The sequence below is a fragment of the Nostoc sp. C96 genome (genome assembly GCF_059384975.1).
Window position 1 is genome coordinate 4,974,073 of record NZ_CM182020.1, and the last position, 18,201, is coordinate 4,992,273.

An 18,201-nucleotide genomic window follows, 5' to 3' on the forward strand; every position below is an offset into this window, starting at 1 on the left:
ATTGCTTGATAATCCTTAAATAGAACACTTTTTTCCCAAAATTGAGCAATCTCAGGCTCTAAATTATCGGTTTGTTTAATTTTCTAGCGGCACTTCAGCAAGTTAAATTAGCTTCATCCTCAATTTGCCTGAGTGTTCTATTTAATTACACTTTAAGTAACAAAGATTCCATAGCCTATGCTCCCTTATGAGAGACTGTTTACACTTACGCCAAAAGGAAGATTTTTCGCAATGAAACCTTAAGATTGTTATTTTACCTCTTAAGTAGTTTTTTTGACTATTTTTGTAATCATATTAGATGCCCTAGAGACAATTTGCCAGTTTATATCTACTTAACAGTTTTTTTACAAAAAAATTATTGATTAGATATTTTTCTAGCTTATTCAACAAGGTTTTTAGGGCTTATTACCGTAAACTACTGTTCTGTAAAAATTTAATTTTGACACTATCTCCTAACTTGAGCTTTAATTCTTTGGCTCGTCCTGCACGCAGTTCAATTACAGTATCAATTGGTACGTTTGGCCCATAAGTCCCACAAGGTTCACTAGGACAAGGCGGTGCAGCAACCTGAATATACTTCACTACCCCATTTTGTAAAAAGACCATATCCAGCGCCACAGGTACATTCTTCATCCAAAACTGCACAGGTTGTGCCGAAGGAAACTTGAATAACATACCGCGATTATCTGGTAATGCAGGTCTATTCATCAAGCCTTTTGCCTGCTGTTCTGGAGTTACTGCTACTTCCAACTCAATTTTTGTCCCGTTAGGAACAACCGCTGTAGCTGAAATTGGTAGTGTCTGACCAGTGGCTGTTGGTACTTGAATAGGAGTTTTAGCCGTTGTTTGGGTAGAACATCCCATCAGAAACAGACTGAGCATAATTGGTAGTAAACTTAGCCAACGTATCATAAAATTTGCCATTTTGTTATTTAAATTTTGATTTTACAGAATTTCCCCCAGAAAGCCCACTTCTTTTGGTATCTTTTTTGGTCTTATGAGCAATTATGGCTTCATCATTGTTGCGTTAAGTTAAAATAGCACCGCCCATCAACCTGTCATATCGGTATTTCAACTCTTCTTTCATCAAATACCAGCGCTCTAAAGTCACATCTATTTCTATGACTTTCTCGGCGGCTTGCCGTGCTAAGAGTAATATTTCTTCATCTTCTACTAAACTAGCTAAGGTAAAATCTGGCACGCCCGATTGACGGGTTCCTAAGACTTCGCCAGGGCCGCGAAAACGCATATCCATTTCTGAGATGAAAAAACCATCCTGGGATTGTTCCAATACTTTCAACCGTTGTTGAGCATCAGGATTTCGGGAACTGCTCATTAGCAAACAAAACGACTGAGCCGCACCCCGACCGACACGTCCCCGTAATTGGTGTAGTTGCGATAAACCAAAACGTTCTGCATTTTCAATGAGCATCACTGTCGCATTAGGTACATCTACACCCACTTCAACTACAGTTGTAGATACCAAAATCTGCGTTTGGTTATCTCGAAATTTCGTAATTGCTTCGTCTTTTTCGGCGGAACTCATCCGCCCGTGCAGCAACCCGACTTGAAAATCGGCAAAGACGCTTTCTTGTAACTTTTGATGCTCTTCTACGGCCGATCGCAAATCCAATTTTTCTGATTCTTCTACTAACGGCAACACTACATAAGTTTGCCTACCTTGGGCAACTTCCCGGCGGATCAGATCGTAAGCATGGCTACGTTGCTGGCTAGTTAATGCCGTAGTTTGAATTTTTTGCCTTCCCGGTGGTAACTCATCAATTTGGCTGACATCTAAATCCCCGTGAATTGTTAACGCTAGTGTCCGAGGAATGGGAGTCGCTGTCATTGTTAATACATGGGGTTGTTCGCCTTTTTGTTGTAATAGCGCTCGCTGCTTCACCCCAAAGCGATGTTGTTCATCTATCACCACTAACCCCAAGCGATGAAAGTTTACTGGGTCTTGAATTAAGGCGTGAGTTCCTACTAATAAAGGTAATTGCCCTGTTTCTAAGAGTGCGTGAATTTCTCGGCGTTTGGCAGTTTTGGTGGAACCTGTGAGTAATTCCACTGGTAAATGCAACAAATTAAACCAGCTAACTAATTTGCGATAATGCTGTTCGGCTAATACTTCTGTAGGAGCCATTAAAGCACCTTGGTAGCCAGATTGTATTGCCGCTAAAATTGCTACCACCGCCACGACAGTTTTACCGGAACCAACATCGCCCTGTACTAGACGATTCATTGGTGTGGTTTTCTGCAAATCATTTAAAATATCATTCAGAACTCTTTGCTGTGCGCCAGTTAATTGAAATGGTAAGATTTCGTAGAATTTTTCAATTAATTGACCTTTAGGTGCAAGAATAGCACTGGTTTGAATAGCTTTGGCTTGCTGTTGACGTTGGAGTAAGCCGAGTTGTAGATAGAAAAATTCATCAAAGACCAGACGACGACGGGCAGATTGTAAGGTATCGCTATCAGTAGGAAAGTGGATATTAGCGATCGCATCTTTCAATTCCATCAAATTATACTTTTCCCGCAAACCTTTAGGTAGCGGGTCTTTGAGAGCAGCCGCCGCAGGCAAAACTGCTGTTACCGCCTGACGCACCATATTTGCCATCACCCCTTCCGTTAGGGCATAAATTGGCACTACTCGCCCAATTGTCAGCGACTCAATTGTGTCACCTGGATTTGCTAAAACTTCTAGTTCTGGGTTATCCAGTGTCAAGCCATATTTACTTTCTTTCACCAACCCACAGGCGGCTATTACACTACCTATTTGGTAGCGGCGTTTCATACTTTCTTGCCAACCACGGCTAGTAAACCGCGCCCCAGCTGAAAAGCGACCAACTTTAATTTGACCTGTATTATCTTTAAGTACCAGTTCTAAAATTGATAGCTTTTGATTTTTTGGGCTAGTAAAACAATTGCAGCGCTTTACACTAGCCACGATAGTTACTGTTTCACCCGCCTGCAACTCGCGGATATTTACCTGACGCGCATAATCAATGTGGTCGCGGGGATAGTAAAACAGCAAATCCCGCACAGTATACAAATGCAAAGCTGCTAATTTGTCAGCTTTGCGAATACCTATTTCTGGTAAGTCGCTAAGTTTTTGGTCAATTTTTGGCGCTAGTCTCCGACTCACCTCATTCACAACAGGCGTAGCCTTGGGAACTTTAGATTTATAAATCCTCCCCTGCTCCCCTGCTCCCCTGCTCCCCTGCTTTTCTATCTCCTCCGGGTCTTCTTGCTGCTTTTGCAATTGGTCAAGATACCTACGAGTTGTAGTAATTAAATTTTGTCTATCTTTGACTGCCAAATTGGGATAACTGGCAAATTTTGTCGCCAATTCTTGCCAACGGCGACGTTCAATAGCCGGGATAGCAGCTGGAAATTTCCCAAAAGTCAAGCTGAGAAATTCACTAAAGCGGTATTGTTTGCCCATCAAGTCTATAAAGCCATGTTCTGCTTCTATTGCCAAGGCTTTATGCAAGCGTATCCAATCTGGTGTGTCATTAGTCATTGGTTGTTTGTCAATAGTCAATAGTCAATAGTCATTGGTGATTGTGGTCATTTGACTTTGGACAAAGGACAAAGGACAAATGATTAATCCTCATACCAACTTGAGCGCCAAGCCGCTTCGGCTTCTGCAATCGAACGTTCCCGTTGCTTTTTTTGATATTCCCGTCCGAGTTTTTGGAGTTGTACTAGGATATTCCGAATTTGCTTACGGCTAGAAGCTAGTGTCGTATCAGCAAATTCAATTTCTCCTAGTCGCAGATTAATGGCCATAACCTGTGTCAAGCTAGATTCATCTTCATCTTGGTCATTGTCAATTTCAATTACCAAGTTTAAAAGATTTGGCGGCCCTGGCATAACTTCGGCGGCGGCTTCTGATGCGGCGGCGGCTGCTTCTAAAATTGGTTCTGGGACTGTTTTGGGTAAAATATCAGCTTTTTGCAACAACACGTTTGTGTCGTGAGATATTTTTTTGAGTGCTTGTTGCGTCAATTCTTCTAAGCTATTTTGCCATTTTGCCAGTTCTACAGGGTTAGAAGAGTCAGGAGGATTGAGTCGTGAATTCTCCACAATAAGTTCTTCGTCATCCCCTTCATTTTCTTCAACATTCTCATCTTCTGTAACTGCTTCACCATTAATATAGGTGAGTAATTGCTCAGATAGCTGTTTTCCTAATTTGCGGATGGCTTGTTGCAATTTCTGCCGTTGATTTAAAGACAACTTTAAAAAGTTTTCGGGATAACCTTGAGTACACAGATGGTAACTTGCCAGAATCAACTGCTTCCGCACGGCTTCACCTAAAAGGGTGAGATAGATAGTATAGGCGCTTTGAAGTTCTGCGGCGATCGCCCGTATCGCTTCTTCCAGCATTGCCAAATCCCGATCAATTCGCTCAATTGCTCTCGCCATATCTTTTCTTAATTGCCCATCATCCGATTTTAGATTTTAGATTTTGGATTTTGCGGAAAGTTGAGCCAGTGCGTTGGGGAGACATCGCCGTGGGCGGGTTTCCCGACTTGAGGCGACTGTCGTTGGCTTTGCCGACTTGTAGCAACTGGCGTTGCGTGGGCGGGTTCCCCGACTTGAGCAAACTTTCCCAGACAGATTGAGAATCGCTCTTTGCATCTAGCTTCCGTCAATCAGTTTTTCAATTGGTATCCAACTGATTTTGGTACAAATGTACGCAGTTATCTTCTAATAATAAAATACAGGTCAGTTTAATGTAACTGACCTGTCTTAAAAAAGTCATTTGTCCATAGTCAAAAGTCAATAGTCTATAGTGATGAATTTTGACTATTGACCCTTGACCATTGACCATTGATGACCAAATTACTTAGCTCCGATTTGAGCCGCAACTTCATCAGCAAAGTTAGTTTCTTGTTTTTCAATGCCTTCGCCTAGGATGTAGCGCACAAAGCGGGTGACGTCTACTTCTTCACCGACTTTAGCCTTAACTTGCTTGACCAATTCTTCTACAGAAATACTTTGGTCACGGATGTAAGGCTGATCGAGCAAGGTCATTTCTTTGAGACGTTTGTCAATCCGTCCTTGAACAATCTTTTCTCTGATGTTCTCAGGTTTATTTGCCAAATCGTCTTTGCCCATTTCGATGTCTTTTTCTTTTTGGACAACGGGAGCAGGGATTTGGTCTACGCTGACATACTCAACGTTGGGACAAGCTGCAACTTGCATAGCAGCGTTCCGTGCCAAGTTTTGGAATTCTTCGTTACCCGCAGCTGCTTCAGTGGCGGATTTAATCTCAACCAGCACCCCAACACGACCACCAGTGTGGATATAGCTATCTACTACTCCTGGTGTACCCTCTGGTAATGCGAAGTTGATAAAACGGCGTACCTGGATGTTTTCACCGAGTTTAGCAATTGTTTGCTTGATAAATTCATCTACAGTAACGCTGTTATCTTCGATGTAAGGTTGAGTCAGCAAAGACTCAATACTATCGGCATTAGCAGCTTGCTGTGCAAGACTCTTAACTAGAGATTTAAAAGCCTCATTTCGGGCAACGAAATCGGTTTGACAGTTAACTTCTAGTAGTACGCCTACTTTACCATCAGGGTGAATGTAGGTGTCTACTAAACCTTCAGCTGCGATGCGATCGCTTTTTTTACCCGCAGAAGTGATACCCTTTTTCCGTAGCCAATCTGTAGCTTGTTCAATGTCGCCGTCGTTTTCTTTCAGCGCCTTTTTACAGTCCATCATGCCGGCACCAGTTTTTTGGCGTAGCTCTTGGACGAGTTTTGCAGATATTTCCGCCATGTTGCCTCAATTCCTAACTTGACCTAGAGTTTTTATCGCTTACGGGCGTTGAGTATTTCTATCTTACTCAGAACAGAAGAAAGTCTGAAGTCTGAAGTTTGAAGTCTGAAGTTTTATTTTTCATACTTCAGAACTTCATTCTTCATCCTTTATTCCTCCTCTTCGTCGTCGGGAATTAACGAGTCAGAGTAGTCACTTTCGTCGTATTCGTAATCTTCCTCTCCACCTTCGTAATCTTCGTAATCTTCTTCTGCATCTAGCTGACCATGACGGCCTTCATAAATTGCATCCGCCAATTTGCCAACTATCAGCTTAATAGATCTAATAGCGTCATCATTTGCGGGGATAGGAATATCTACAACATCTGGGTCACAGTTAGTATCCAACATGGACACAATGGGAATGGACAGTTTCTGACATTCTTGAACTGCGTTATATTCCCGGCGTTGATCTACAATTACTACCACGTCAGGGACTTTCCGCATGGTTTTAATCCCACCCAGGTATTTTTGTAGCTTTGCCATTTCCCGACGCAGCATCGAAGCTTCTTTTTTCGGCAATAAATCAAGAGCGCCGTTTTCTTCGCGGCGTTCTAAATCTTTGAGGCGTTCTACCCTAGTTTTAATGGTTGCCCAATTAGTGAGCATTCCACCTAACCAACGCTGGTTAATATAGTGAGAGCCACAACGAGATGCTTCTTGAGCAATGATTCCGGCTGCTTGACGCTTTGTGCCGACAAACAAGAATTTTTTTCCTTGCTCGGCTTGGGTTCTCATGTAGCTGTAAGCGTCTTCCATCAACTGGGCTGTTTGCACCAAATCGATGATATGTACACCATTGCGGGAAGTATAAATGTACGGCGACATTTTTGGATTCCAGCGACGGGTTTGGTGTCCAAAGTGAACACCTGACTCCATCATTTGAGCCAATGAAACGACTGGCATATATTCTTAACTCCTATTCGGGTTAAACCTCCACCCAGGTGTATTTTCTCTAAAAGAAAACACCCGAACTCCTGGATGTGCGGAATTTAGACAACTCTACTAGGGTAACACAGTTATGCTAATTGTGAATAAAAGCAATGATTTGATAGAGGTAGTTGCTTAGTCTCTACTTCTTCTGGTTGGCATTACTTAAAGCATAAATAGACAATTCTCGGAAAGAAACATTATTCTCGCGTGCAATCTTATATAGCTTTTGAAATGACTCAACGACATCCTTGGGAACTTCACAGCCTCTTGCTTTTTCTACCCAATTAAACTGGGCTGTGGTTGGAGGTTCATCCAGTTTCCAATCCCACACGTAGACTTCAAAAGGAGATTTTATCGTTCCGCAGATTATTGGAACAGTAAAGCGAGTCAGAAGCTTCATCTTATCGTTTATGGGCAGCAAACCAACCCGATCCTCGATGGCTTTAACTAGCTGGGGTTTAGCAGGCTGTAATTTTTCCACTTTATACAACTTCAGCAGGTTGGTATAAGCAATCTGTACATACATCGGCCAGGCATCTTCACTATCTGGTTTCGTTGTTGTCTCTAGTTCCAGAGCTTTTAGCCCATACTGTTCAGCTTTTTTCCTGTCTTTTGCTACCAATTCTCCCTTCAGATAAATATCTGACAGATGAGCCGCCGCCCTCAAAGAACCATCAACAACAGCTTGGTCATAAAGCTGGATTGCTTCTTGAGAAGTCTTGGGAGTAACCTTAACCTTACCGTTTCTAATGAGGTCAGCTAATTCTACCCTAGCCGTTTTGGAACCCAGGTTTATAGCAATACGGAAATACTTGGCTGCTTCCTCTGGCTGTGGTTTTCCTAATCCTGTTGCACTTTCATCAGTATATAGCTTTGCCAGTTCAATAGCGGCATCACTATCGCCAGCAGATATGGACTTTTTGTACCACTCAATTGCTTTTGGCAAATCGAGTTTGACATAATCGCCATAACGATACATCTGGGCTAACCAATACATAGCATCGGAGGAACCTTTTTGAGTAGCCTGCTGAAAGTAAGCTAGTCTTTTTTCACTGGCTTGTGCAAAAGTCTTGGTGTCTCCTGCTTTTTGAGCTTTTTTTGCCCTCTCGGTATAAAGACGGCCGAAATAGGTTTCAGCCTCTAACGCTCCAAGTGATTGCGCTTGATTGAAATATTTTTCCGCCTTGGCTAAGTCTTGCCCAGAAACTCCTTCTCTCCCATAGAGATAGGTTTCACCAATTGCCAACATAGCCGATGCGTTACCATTTTCAGCAGCTACTAACCACCAGTCAAATCCATCTTTTTTATTGGGTTTTGTCTCTCCCCAACCCCAATAAAGCTGCTGTCCATAGGCAAATTGGGCGCGACTAAAACCGCGGGTTGCTGCTCGTTTTAACCAATAGGCTGTACGTTCTGGGTCAGTAGCAATTCCCTCGCCAGCGTTGTAGGCAATTCCCAGTAAGTACTGAGCTTCGGCGTCTCCGCCCTCGGCAGCTTTTTGGATATCGTTGATTGATTTTTTAGCTAAGGTCTGCCTTAGTAGTTTGTAGCCATCCTTAACAATATCGTACTGATTTCTTTCCAATCCTGTTTCCAGCAACCGAGTTTGTCCAGTGGCTACTGTCGGAGCTACCAAAGCTTCACGGAACTTAAAGTTAAACAGCACTCCTTCCTGATAGGGACGCTGTCTCCCATCCGTGGTTTTCCTCACTTGCTCGTTTACTTGCTCGTATACAGTTGGTAATGAAGATCCTGGTTGAGAAATTGCCTTGGCAAAGGCTTGAGTAAAAGGGCTGTTAGACGCACCAGGATCTCCATCAAAAGCAACTTGACCTGGTGAAGCCGCAAATAAAATAAAAGTGTCGGGGCCATCAGGGTTGACATTCATCTTTGCTAGTCCGGCAGGCCCTCTACTACCTCGATGCCCAGGATTGAAAGGATTATTGCGACAGGCATCCAGGACGAAGATTACTTGTGAAGCCTTTGACTCACTTAGGTAGTTCAGAATACCAAGCTGTGCATCCATCGCTTGATCAATATAGGCGGCTTTACTTGGCACAGAAAGAAGCTTAGATTTAGCTGGAATCAGATAGTTATGTCCGTCAAACTGCACCCCATGTCCAGCAAAGTAAAATAAGGCTGTGACGTTATCACCAGAGCTATCTATCTTTCTGACGAATCCATCTCTAGCTTCTGTCAAAGCTCCTATGGTTGGATTGATCACTAATGTTACCTCAAAACCAACGGACTCTAGCTCTTGCTTGACCAGTTTTGCGTCACTTACTGGCAAACTTAGAGGGTCTTCAGGATAGTCATCGATACCTACAACTAAGGCAAAGCGTTTTGATGCACCCAGTTTTATTCCAGTGAGTGCTGGAGTTGTTTCTGCGGCTTTAGACTGATTAATAGCTATGGGGAATAGTAGTATGGATACCCCTGATACAGCCAGGGAAAGTACTATTGCCAACGGAGTCAACTTCAATTTCCAGGCTGAAAACAAAAGCATAGCCTATCTTATCTCCAATAAGCAGGGGAGCCAGCTAACGATGAAGTTGTGTGGTGAGAAATTATTGAACTTTCTGCGATCGCCCCTGCAAAAATCTCTCGACACCTCTTACTTTCGTCAATTTATGTAATTATACTCAAGCTGGCGTTAAACACAGAAAATATTTCGGAATTTTTAACGTGGAGGCAGAACCTGGATGAATTCAATCTTTAGGTTGGGGTGAGCGCACATCTAGCGATAACTTTGATACCACGGCTAGGAAAACCAAATTTTTTGGCGATCGCCCCTCAGATTAGTAAGTTTCGGGATAGCGATGCCTGCGGCAACTCATTCGGAAAACGCATTATCTCTTCAACTTTTCCGAATTGAATCTCACCCCAAACCAAATTTTTCAAGGGAGTTTGGTGTAGTTTTTAATTTTGTAATTACCCAAAAATCATAGAAAAAATGCGTAGATTGGGTTTCACTGCTTATCCTTCGAGAAGCAAGTTACAACACAACCTACACAAATTTGACATTAACTGAATTGATTAACGTCTTCTACTACCAAAACCACCGCTGCGGCTAGGAGTTCGACTCCGACCGCCACTGCCAAAACTACTACCGGAATTACGTCTGGTAGTGCTAGATCTTCCAGATGGTCTTAGTTCACTGCTACCAAAACCAGAACCGCTAGGACGGTTGGTAGTTCTTGATGGAGTTGTAGTGCGGACATTAGAACCACTAGGATATGTCCTTCTAATATTGCCTGTAGTGCGGAAAGCTGTACGATTTCTTACAGCGGCGGGGGGCGCATTATAGCGGCTGCGGTAACTGCTAACAGCTTGATCATAGGTAGAACCGTAACCACCAAAACCAGTTAGAACTCCGCCTGGTTGATACATAGGTGGCACATAATATTGGGGTCTAAATAACAGACTACCAATTGCTTGACCTGCGATACTTCCAGCTAAAGAACCAGCAAAGGGCGACCAAAAGCTGTTTTCTCTCCTGACGACAACTGTTTCTTGTTGTCCCGTTTGGGGATTATTTTGAGTTTGCGTAACGTTGTGGACGTACTCAATTTTGAAGTCTTCTGTGAGATATAAAGCTGGCTGTCCGTTTTCTACTTTCAGGTAAGATTTTTTACCTGCTTTGATTTCTTCGTCGGTCAGCCGTGCCATTTGCACATTTTCGGTTGTAAAGGTTGGGGGTGTACTATTTAGTAAAAATAGCGTGTATTCCCCTGTACTATCGTCATAAGTAGCTTGTTGTACTTGATACTGACCATCACTCAATCTGGTGGCAGTAGAAGTTTGGCTAACATTGCGGCCTGTGGGAGTAGTTTGCTCTCCGCCCCCGCAAGCAACAGTTGTTATGCACAAACTCAAGGCTAAAACAACAACTGTAAATTTACGTAATATGGTCATGATCATTGCAGTATTGTCTTATCTCCGAGCTTAACAACTTCTGAAAATGGTTGGTGTGCGGACAACCCAACAATCTACAAAGGTATCAATTCTGGGTAATATTGCAACAAATCATCGTTGCTCAATTCATCCCCTAACTGTGCTGGCGAAAAATGTACTTGAATCGCCCGGAATTTGTTTTTGTATTGCAAATTTATCAAGGCTCTTAAACCTTCTTTTAGTGCTTGAATATTTGCCAGGTCGGTTTCTAACTCTGGGACTTCACCTTCAAAAGCTACGGTAATCATCACTACAACGTTACGTGTAACTGGAATCGAAAAGGGTTCATCAAAACCAGAGGGAGAGTCCCAATCAATATCAGCACCATATCTTTCGGCGGAGTTAGTAAATAACTCGTTAACGTAATCGCCTGCTTCGCCTTCGCTCCAAAATACATCGCCTTCGTTGGCAGCAGAAGTCCAATATTCATCGTAGCGCAGCAGAGTTTCACTAAGTTCGACTAATACCTCTCCTAAAACTTGCAAGTCGCCATCAGCATCAATTGCTTCTCTTGCAGAATGATTTAATACACCTAAAATTGGGGCGATATCCGACCCACCTAAGTGAATAAACAACCGACAGACTACATAGCGAGTCCGACCAACCATTCTATTAAAGGTATCACGCATTTGCTACCTCCAAAAATCCGTTTTTGGGAACATAGAGATTTTCTTATTCATTGATATAGTGAAAGCTTTTGAGAAAATCTACAACTATATTTAACGAAAGTGATGCAATTGTGGAAATTTCACTGGATTTATCTGCTAAAAATGCCGCATCCAGTTGCGAGGGATTAATAAATTTTTTACCAAAGTAGGGATTATCGTATACTGTCAATGTCTGGGCGCTGGAATTAGTCAAGATGGTTTGCGTAGGCGCTCTAAAGAAATTTATTTTCGCTGCTAATTCGAGATTTTTTTTCATTTGCCGAATAGTCTGAGCATGACTAATAGCTTGTTCGATGAGGGTGGTCAATTGCTTCACCCGATGGGATATTTTTATGTCTAATTCGGGTACATTTTCTTGATTAAGTATTTCTATCACTTGGTAAATGCTTTTGTGTGTACTAGTGGCATCCCTAAAAGGGAGAATGGCCAGACAAGCTGTGGGTAATAAAGCTTCATCGCTGTCTACCCGGAATGTAAAGACAGTCCGGCGACGACCAATTTCCATACTAGGCGGTTGTTTGATGATGCGATATTCTTGGGCGATGTGGAAATAAGCGCCAGCGAGGGCAAAATTCGCTTCTGGTTCAAGGGCGGCATCGACGATAATGCGAATAGTTGGCGGTGTTTCGTTAAAAAAGTCGCCTGGGTCGTCGGCTTCAAATTTTTGGATGATTGAGCGATCGCCTTTTGGACTAAGATCAACCCATTCACAAATCATTCCTTCGGTTTTTAGCCCAAATCGTGAGGCGGAATGCAGTTTAGCCCCGGTTAAGGTTGCACCTGTTAAGTCTGCACCAATCCATTCTGCTTTAATTAATGTTGCCTCAGTTAAATTTGCATGAACAAAACTTGTATTAGTTAAGTTAGCATTGCTTAAGTTGGCTCCCATCAAGTTCGCACCACTCAATTTCGCGCCGCTTAAATCAGCCCAACTGAGATTTGCACCACTCAAATCAGCCCAACGAAGATTCGCCCCGCTTAAATCTGCACCGCTAAGATTGGTATGGGTGAGATTTGTCTGTTTAAATTCAGCATCGCGTAAATTTGCGCCGCTGAGGTCTGTTCGATGCAAATCAGCGGCGTTTAAGTTTGCCATTTCTAAATTTGCACCAGCCAAAGAACTCCCTTTGAGACTAGCTTCGCTCAAGTTAGCGCGACGAAGATTGGCTTTGCGGAGTGTAGCTTCCCGTAAATCAGCATTACTGAGGTTAGCTTCAAATAAGTCAGCACGGCTCAGTTCTGCCCGAATTAACTCCGCACGTACTAAAGAAGCACCTCGCAATTGAGCGCGGCTGAGATCAGCACGAATCAAGTTTGCCACATTCAGACTGGCATGATTCATGATTGCACCAACAAAATTGACACCACTCAGACGAGCGACATTCAACTTAGCATGGCTCAAATTAGCATCGCTGAGATTCGCTCCACTCAAATTTACTACACTCAAATTAGCTTCGCTGAAATTTATTCCACTGAGTTTGGCACCACTCAGGTTCGCTTCGCAAAGTTCGATACCGCTAAAATTTGTAACCCCTGCTGCGTATTGTTCGAGTAATTCCTCTACAGTCATTGATGCTACCCATAAATATAAGTTAAAAGTTAAAAGTCAAAAGTCAAAAGAATTAAATTAGTTTCCTTAGTTGATAAAGTATGCAGAATATTAAGTGAAAAATACGCTGACAAAATCAATTATGAATATTGGTATTTTAGGTTTGGGATTAATAGGCGGTTCTTTAGGTTATGATTTGCGATCGCAAGGTCATCATGTCTTAGGAGTAAGTCGCCGTGAATCTACCTGTCAAACAGCAGTAGCCCTTGGTAGTGTCGATGAAGCCTCTGTAGATATGAGTTTGTTAGCAGCCGCAGACATTATTTTTGTTTGTACGCCTATCGCCCTTATTGTTCCCCAAGTTGAACAGTTAATTACACATCTTTCTGCTGCTACGATTATTACTGATGTTGGTTCGGTGAAAGCACCGATAGTCCAAGCAATTTCTCCGCTGTGGGAAAGGTTTGTGGGTGGTCATCCAATGGCGGGAACAGCAGATAGCGGGATAGAAGCGGCGCAAAAAAATTTATTTGTTGACAGACCTTATGTACTTACACCAGATGCGACAACACCCAAAGATGCGATCGCTATTTTAGAAGAAATTGTGCGATCGCTGAAAGCTAAAATCTACCATTGTCAACCAGAACAACACGACCGTGCTGTGAGTTGGATTTCTCATTTACCCGTCATGGTGAGTGCAGCATTAATTACTGCTTGTACGGGCGAAAATGACCCAGAAGTTTTAAAATTAGCTCAAAATTTAGCTAGTTCTGGCTTTCGAGATACTAGCCGTGTCGGTGGTGGAAATCCTGAATTAGGGGTAATGATGGCACACTATAATCGCCAAGCATTGTTAGGGTCATTGCAACAATATCGCCAAAATATCAATGAATTTATTAATTTAATTGAACAGGAAGATTGGATAACTTTAGAAGCCAAGTTGCAATCAACACAACAAACAAGACCTTTATTTACAGATTAGGAAGCGTTGCAGGCGTAAACACTCAGTAATTATCCCGCAAGTTGTGTTTCCATGTTTCTGCATAGATACACAAAATACTGACAAGTCTATTACTTGGCACTATTCAACTATTAACTGCGTCATTTGCCTCAATCAACTAAATGTGCGTTAGTTTAACTGGTGCAGCTATCAAATGTTATAAATAAACCTTGTATATTCCATATAATTACGTACTAATGTTTACTTATTTTCGTTATAAAGGCATACGAATTCAAGCTTGGGTAGTTAATAAATTATTAATTACATTTAGGCAATCTCCTTTCATCCAGATAAGTTGGCCGTCAATTCAGCGTTTTCTACCGATTCTGTTTGCAGTCTCATTTACCGCAGTAGTGCTGCTAAACAATTTCAGTCCTGCAAATGCTCAAATATCTTCGTCACCCCGTCAAGAAATTCGCGGGGTTTGGCTGACTAATAATGACTTCGACATTATGAAGTATCAAGCCAAAGTACAGGAAACTATGGCGCAATTGCGGCGGTTGAACTTTAACACAGTCTATCCCGTAGTCTGGAATGATGGTTATACAAAATATCCCAGTGCGGTAGCACAACAGTTGGGTATTCCCTTTTTCTTCAAGGGTGCAGAAGGACAAGATGTAATTGCTGACATTATTACCCAAAGCCGTCGCCAAGGGTTACTAGCTATACCTTGGTTTGAATTTGGTTTCATGGTTCCTTTGACTTCAGAACTAGCGTCGGCTCATCCGAATTGGCTGACGCAAAAGCAGGATGGTACACAAACCTCAATTACAGCTGCGGGTGAAGTAGCTTGGTTTAATCCTTTTCACCCGGAAGTGCAGAAATTTATTACTGACCTTGTAGTAGAAATTATTAGCAAATACAACGCTGATGGGATTCAATTTGATGACCATACAAGCTTGCCTGTGGATTTTGGTTACGACAGTTACACGATTAAACTATATACAGAAGAAACCGGAAATCCGCCTCCCACTAACCCTCAAGCTCAAGCATGGGTGCAATGGCGGGCAGATAAAATCACAGCTTTCATGTTAAAACTCAATCAAGCGGTGAAGCAGATAAAGCCTAATGCCATTATCTCGGTTTCTCCTAATTACTATGACTTTGCTTATAAGTTTCAACTCCAAGACTGGCTCAACTGGGTAAGGTTGGGTATTGTAGACGAGCTTGTTATGCAAGTTTACCGTAATGATTTAGAAGCTTTTACTAGTCAAATTACCCGCCCCGAAATTATAGAAACACAGCAATATATACCTACTGCGATAGGGATTATGGCAGGGTTGCGAAATCGCCCAGTTTCTTTGTCACAAATTCAGTCTCAAGTACAGGCGGCGCAACAACGTGGTTTAGGTGCTGTGTTTTTCTACTACGAAAGTCTTTGGGACTATGCACCAGAACCAGTGGCGCAGCGACAGGCTGGATTTTTAGCAGTCTTTCCTAACCCTGTTTTGCGGGATACCTCTCAATTCACACGCCGCCAGCCTACTTTTGATACGCTAACATTTCCTTTATATACAAAGGGTTCTGTTAGTCAACCAGGACGAGGCTATTTTGTAGAAGTTTCTGTGGCAGGCGATCGCCCAAAACGTGTTTTATTAGATACAGGGTCAGCAGGTTTAAGAGTTCCCCAGGAATTTTTAGGCAATGCTCCCATCCGCAAAACAGGTCAAATTGTCAAAGAAGTCTTGAGTGATGGGACTATCTTAGAGGGAGAATTAGTTTATACCACCATGAGGATAGGTTTAATCGCCACGGAAGAACCTATTCCCGTGCAGGTCGTTACTAGCCGCAAATGTACTCCTCAAAAACCAAATTGCTCTGCCAAAACTAATACACCATTCTCTGGGATTATCGGTGTCAACTACTCTGAACGAACACTTCCTTACAATCCATTCAGAAAACTTCCAGGAAATCTAAGTAACGGATTAATCGTCACAGGTAATGGTGGTAGTAACAATAACGGTAGCCTCACGCTTGGTTTAACAGCCAAGAATCGAGAAGGTTTTAAGATGACTTCTCTGAAACAGCAACCCGCAATAGATGGGATACCTGGTAATAGATGGGACTCTCGGCTCATCGGAGTTTGTTTAACTATCTCTGGCAGTTCTATGAAAAATAACTGTAATACCAGAATGGTCACTGACACTAGAGCCAGAAATAGTTTTGTGGAATTTAAATCAGCTTCCCTCGCAGGGAAACTCAAACCAGGAAGCTTACGGGGGGAAAATGCTGTGAAGGTAGCTATCCCTAAAATTTTGGACTACAGTCTAGTACCGGGCAACCGTGACGGATTTAATCTATGGAATATTAATATTTCTCCACAAGCAGAATATCCCATATTTGTGAATAGTGGCATTGGATTTTTTGACAAATATGATGTCCTATTTGATTCAATCAATGGGCAACAGGGTTTTCGTATTCGTAGTTAAGGATGTGGTGGCGCAATTTGACTGTGCTAATTTTAGATTTTGAATTTTGGATTGTTTTCAGTACAAGCCTGGCTTTATGTGATCTATGTGTGGGACTGCGATTACTTCGTATATCGACGCGGAGTATAAACTGAGATACTACCATCACTACGTTGAATAGTTTTAGTTTGGCTAGAACCAACAATAATTACTGTTCGCATATCTACTACATCTGGTGTTAACTGGTCAAGAGTAATCACCTTAACTGTTTGTCCTGGTCTGCCGAGATTTCTACCTAATACTATGGGAGTTTCTGGTGAACGATACCGCAGTAATATCTCTCTAGTGGCTGCAAGTTGCCAAGTACGGTCTTTTGAAACAGGGTTGTAAAATGCGATCGCAAAATCAGCTGCCGCTGCCGCTGCAATTCGTTGTTCGATAATTGACCAAGGTTTTAAAATATCTGACAGTGAAATCGCGCAGAAGTCATGTCCCAAAGGTGCGCCAACGGCCGCCGCTGCTGCTTGCATAGCGGAGATTCCTGGCGCAACATAAATTTCGATACTGTCCCATTCTGGTTGAGGATGTCGGTCAAGGACTTCAAACACCGCTGCCGCCATTGCATATATCCCCGGATCACCAGAAGAAACAACCGCTACATATTTACCTGTGGCGGCTAAATCCAACGCCATTGTAGCCCGTGCTATTTCTTCGCGGTTATCAGATTCATGGCATTGTTTGCCATCAGCCAAAGCACCAACTAAATCGAGGTATGTTTTGTAACCTACAAGGTCGGTTGCAGCTTTGAGAATTTCCTTGACTTCTGGAGACATCCAAGATGCAGAACCAGGGCCAGTGCCAATTATGGCTAGTTTACCACGCGCTTGGCCAATGGTGTTTGGGTCTATTGGTTCGGGTGCGATCGCTAGTGCTATTTCAGTAGATGCAGTAGCAATTATTTTACCAGATGAACCTGTTGCCGCCAAAGCGATCGCTTGTGCATCGCTATCACCTTGGGTAAAAAAGCGAGTAACGACACCAAAAGCATTAGCTATAGCATGAATTGACGGATTAGCGGCAATACTAATAGGGGCAAATATTCCAGCTATAGAGGCAGGTGCAAGTTCAGCATCTGCGAGTATTTGCTGTACTGTAGTTAAATTAACATCAGGATGAGTAATGGCGAGCGCTATAGTTTTGGGATGGTAAACCAGACAATTAGCGCTAGAGTGTACCAAACGTTCTGTAACTTGAATTGTCAAGTCTCCCTGAGTATCAATGGGTAACTGACTATTACTCAACCAAGGTGCAGTTCCCTCCAATTTTACCTGCGCTCCCGCTAACAAATCGGAAATAAAAGTTTTAGCATCATCAGGGTTGGCTAAATGATAGCCAGAAGGAGGCGACAACAACGCTGTCCGAAAACGGATATCACCTGTAGTTGTAATCGCTGCTTTCACATCCAGCACCTCAGCAATGCGGCGTGCTAAATCATTCACTCCACTCAACCCACCCAACAGCGGAACTACAGCACTACCATCTTCTGCCACAGCTAACACTGGTGGTTCCTGACGCTTATCACAAATCAAAGGTGCTAAGGTTCTAATCAAAATACCAGCAGCACAAATACCAATCAACGGTGTTCCTGTAGCAAACAACTCACGCAACGTTTCCCCAAAATTTGTGAAACTCACATCAACCCCAGAAGTGCGTCCTGCTAAACCATATAAAGTTGCTTCTGGCAGAACGCTAATTATTGTGCGGGCTATTGCTACACTATTTTGACCCAATACTACAACAGCAGGTGCAACTTTCGTCATCATAAGAGTTGTTGAACTTGAATAGATATCGTGCA

General features: G+C 42.6%; 13 protein-coding genes. 3 read left to right on the plus strand and 10 right to left on the minus strand.

Annotated features, from left to right (window positions below):
* Positions 1–405 precede the first annotated feature (405 nt).
* From AC504W_RS21280 to AC504W_RS21290, 3 genes are all read right to left on the minus strand, one after another.
* The gene (locus AC504W_RS21280) at positions 406–912 is read right to left on the minus strand and encodes a DUF192 domain-containing protein (RefSeq protein WP_494874210.1); all 507 of its coding nucleotides are present in this window, start codon (positions 910–912) and stop codon (positions 406–408) included.
* 115 nt (positions 913–1,027) lie between these two features.
* Complete coding sequence (recG, locus tag AC504W_RS21285; RefSeq protein WP_494874211.1) at positions 1,028–3,526, minus strand: ATP-dependent DNA helicase RecG; 2,499 nt, start codon at positions 3,524–3,526, stop codon at positions 1,028–1,030.
* A gap of 83 nt (positions 3,527–3,609) precedes the next feature.
* A complete protein-coding gene (locus tag AC504W_RS21290) occupies positions 3,610–4,431 on the minus strand; it encodes a hypothetical protein (protein ID WP_494874212.1) in 822 nt (273 codons plus the stop codon).
* Here AC504W_RS21290 and AC504W_RS21295 point away from each other — a divergent pair.
* A complete protein-coding gene (locus tag AC504W_RS21295; RefSeq protein WP_494874213.1) occupies positions 4,419–4,631 on the plus strand; it encodes a hypothetical protein in 213 nt (70 codons plus the stop codon). The two genes, AC504W_RS21290 and AC504W_RS21295, sit on opposite strands and share 13 nt — an antisense overlap.
* Before the next feature lie 220 nt (positions 4,632–4,851).
* Here AC504W_RS21295 and tsf read toward each other — a convergent pair whose 3' ends face one another.
* The 6 genes from tsf to AC504W_RS21325 form a co-directional block, all read right to left on the minus strand.
* Positions 4,852–5,796 carry a translation elongation factor Ts gene (tsf, locus tag AC504W_RS21300; RefSeq protein WP_494874214.1) on the minus strand — a complete coding sequence of 315 codons (945 nt, stop codon included), beginning with the start codon at positions 5,794–5,796 and terminating at the stop codon, positions 4,852–4,854.
* 149 nt (positions 5,797–5,945) lie between these two features.
* The gene (gene rpsB, locus AC504W_RS21305; RefSeq protein ID WP_494874216.1) at positions 5,946–6,740 is read right to left on the minus strand and encodes a 30S ribosomal protein S2; all 795 of its coding nucleotides are present in this window, start codon (positions 6,738–6,740) and stop codon (positions 5,946–5,948) included.
* A gap of 166 nt (positions 6,741–6,906) precedes the next feature.
* On the minus strand, positions 6,907–9,273 hold the full coding sequence (locus AC504W_RS21310; RefSeq protein ID WP_494874217.1) for a DUF2610 domain-containing protein: 2,367 nt from the start codon (positions 9,271–9,273) through the stop codon (positions 6,907–6,909).
* A 530-nt stretch (positions 9,274–9,803) separates the two neighbouring features.
* A complete protein-coding gene (locus AC504W_RS21315; RefSeq protein WP_494874218.1) occupies positions 9,804–10,688 on the minus strand; it encodes a hypothetical protein in 885 nt (294 codons plus the stop codon).
* A gap of 68 nt (positions 10,689–10,756) precedes the next feature.
* Positions 10,757–11,350 carry a DUF1517 domain-containing protein gene (locus AC504W_RS21320; protein WP_103124490.1) on the minus strand — a complete coding sequence of 198 codons (594 nt, stop codon included), beginning with the start codon at positions 11,348–11,350 and terminating at the stop codon, positions 10,757–10,759.
* A 43-nt stretch (positions 11,351–11,393) separates the two neighbouring features.
* Positions 11,394–12,959 carry a pentapeptide repeat-containing protein gene (locus tag AC504W_RS21325; RefSeq protein ID WP_494874219.1) on the minus strand — a complete coding sequence of 522 codons (1,566 nt, stop codon included), beginning with the start codon at positions 12,957–12,959 and terminating at the stop codon, positions 11,394–11,396.
* Positions 12,960–13,080: 121 nt separating this feature from the next.
* On the opposite strand from AC504W_RS21325, the gene AC504W_RS21330 reads away from it, so the two are divergent.
* Together AC504W_RS21330 and AC504W_RS21335 are read left to right on the plus strand one after the other, a co-directional pair.
* Positions 13,081–13,920, plus strand: a complete 840-nt coding sequence (locus tag AC504W_RS21330) for a prephenate/arogenate dehydrogenase (RefSeq protein ID WP_494874220.1) — start codon at positions 13,081–13,083, stop codon at positions 13,918–13,920.
* A gap of 215 nt (positions 13,921–14,135) precedes the next feature.
* Complete coding sequence (locus tag AC504W_RS21335) at positions 14,136–16,367, plus strand: glycoside hydrolase family 10-like protein (RefSeq protein WP_494874221.1); 2,232 nt, start codon at positions 14,136–14,138, stop codon at positions 16,365–16,367.
* Positions 16,368–16,468: 101 nt separating this feature from the next.
* Here the strand turns inward: AC504W_RS21335 and cobJ are convergent, their stop codons facing one another.
* The gene (gene cobJ / locus AC504W_RS21340; RefSeq protein WP_494874222.1) at positions 16,469–18,169 is read right to left on the minus strand and encodes a precorrin-3B C(17)-methyltransferase; all 1,701 of its coding nucleotides are present in this window, start codon (positions 18,167–18,169) and stop codon (positions 16,469–16,471) included.
* Positions 18,170–18,201 lie beyond the last annotated feature (32 nt).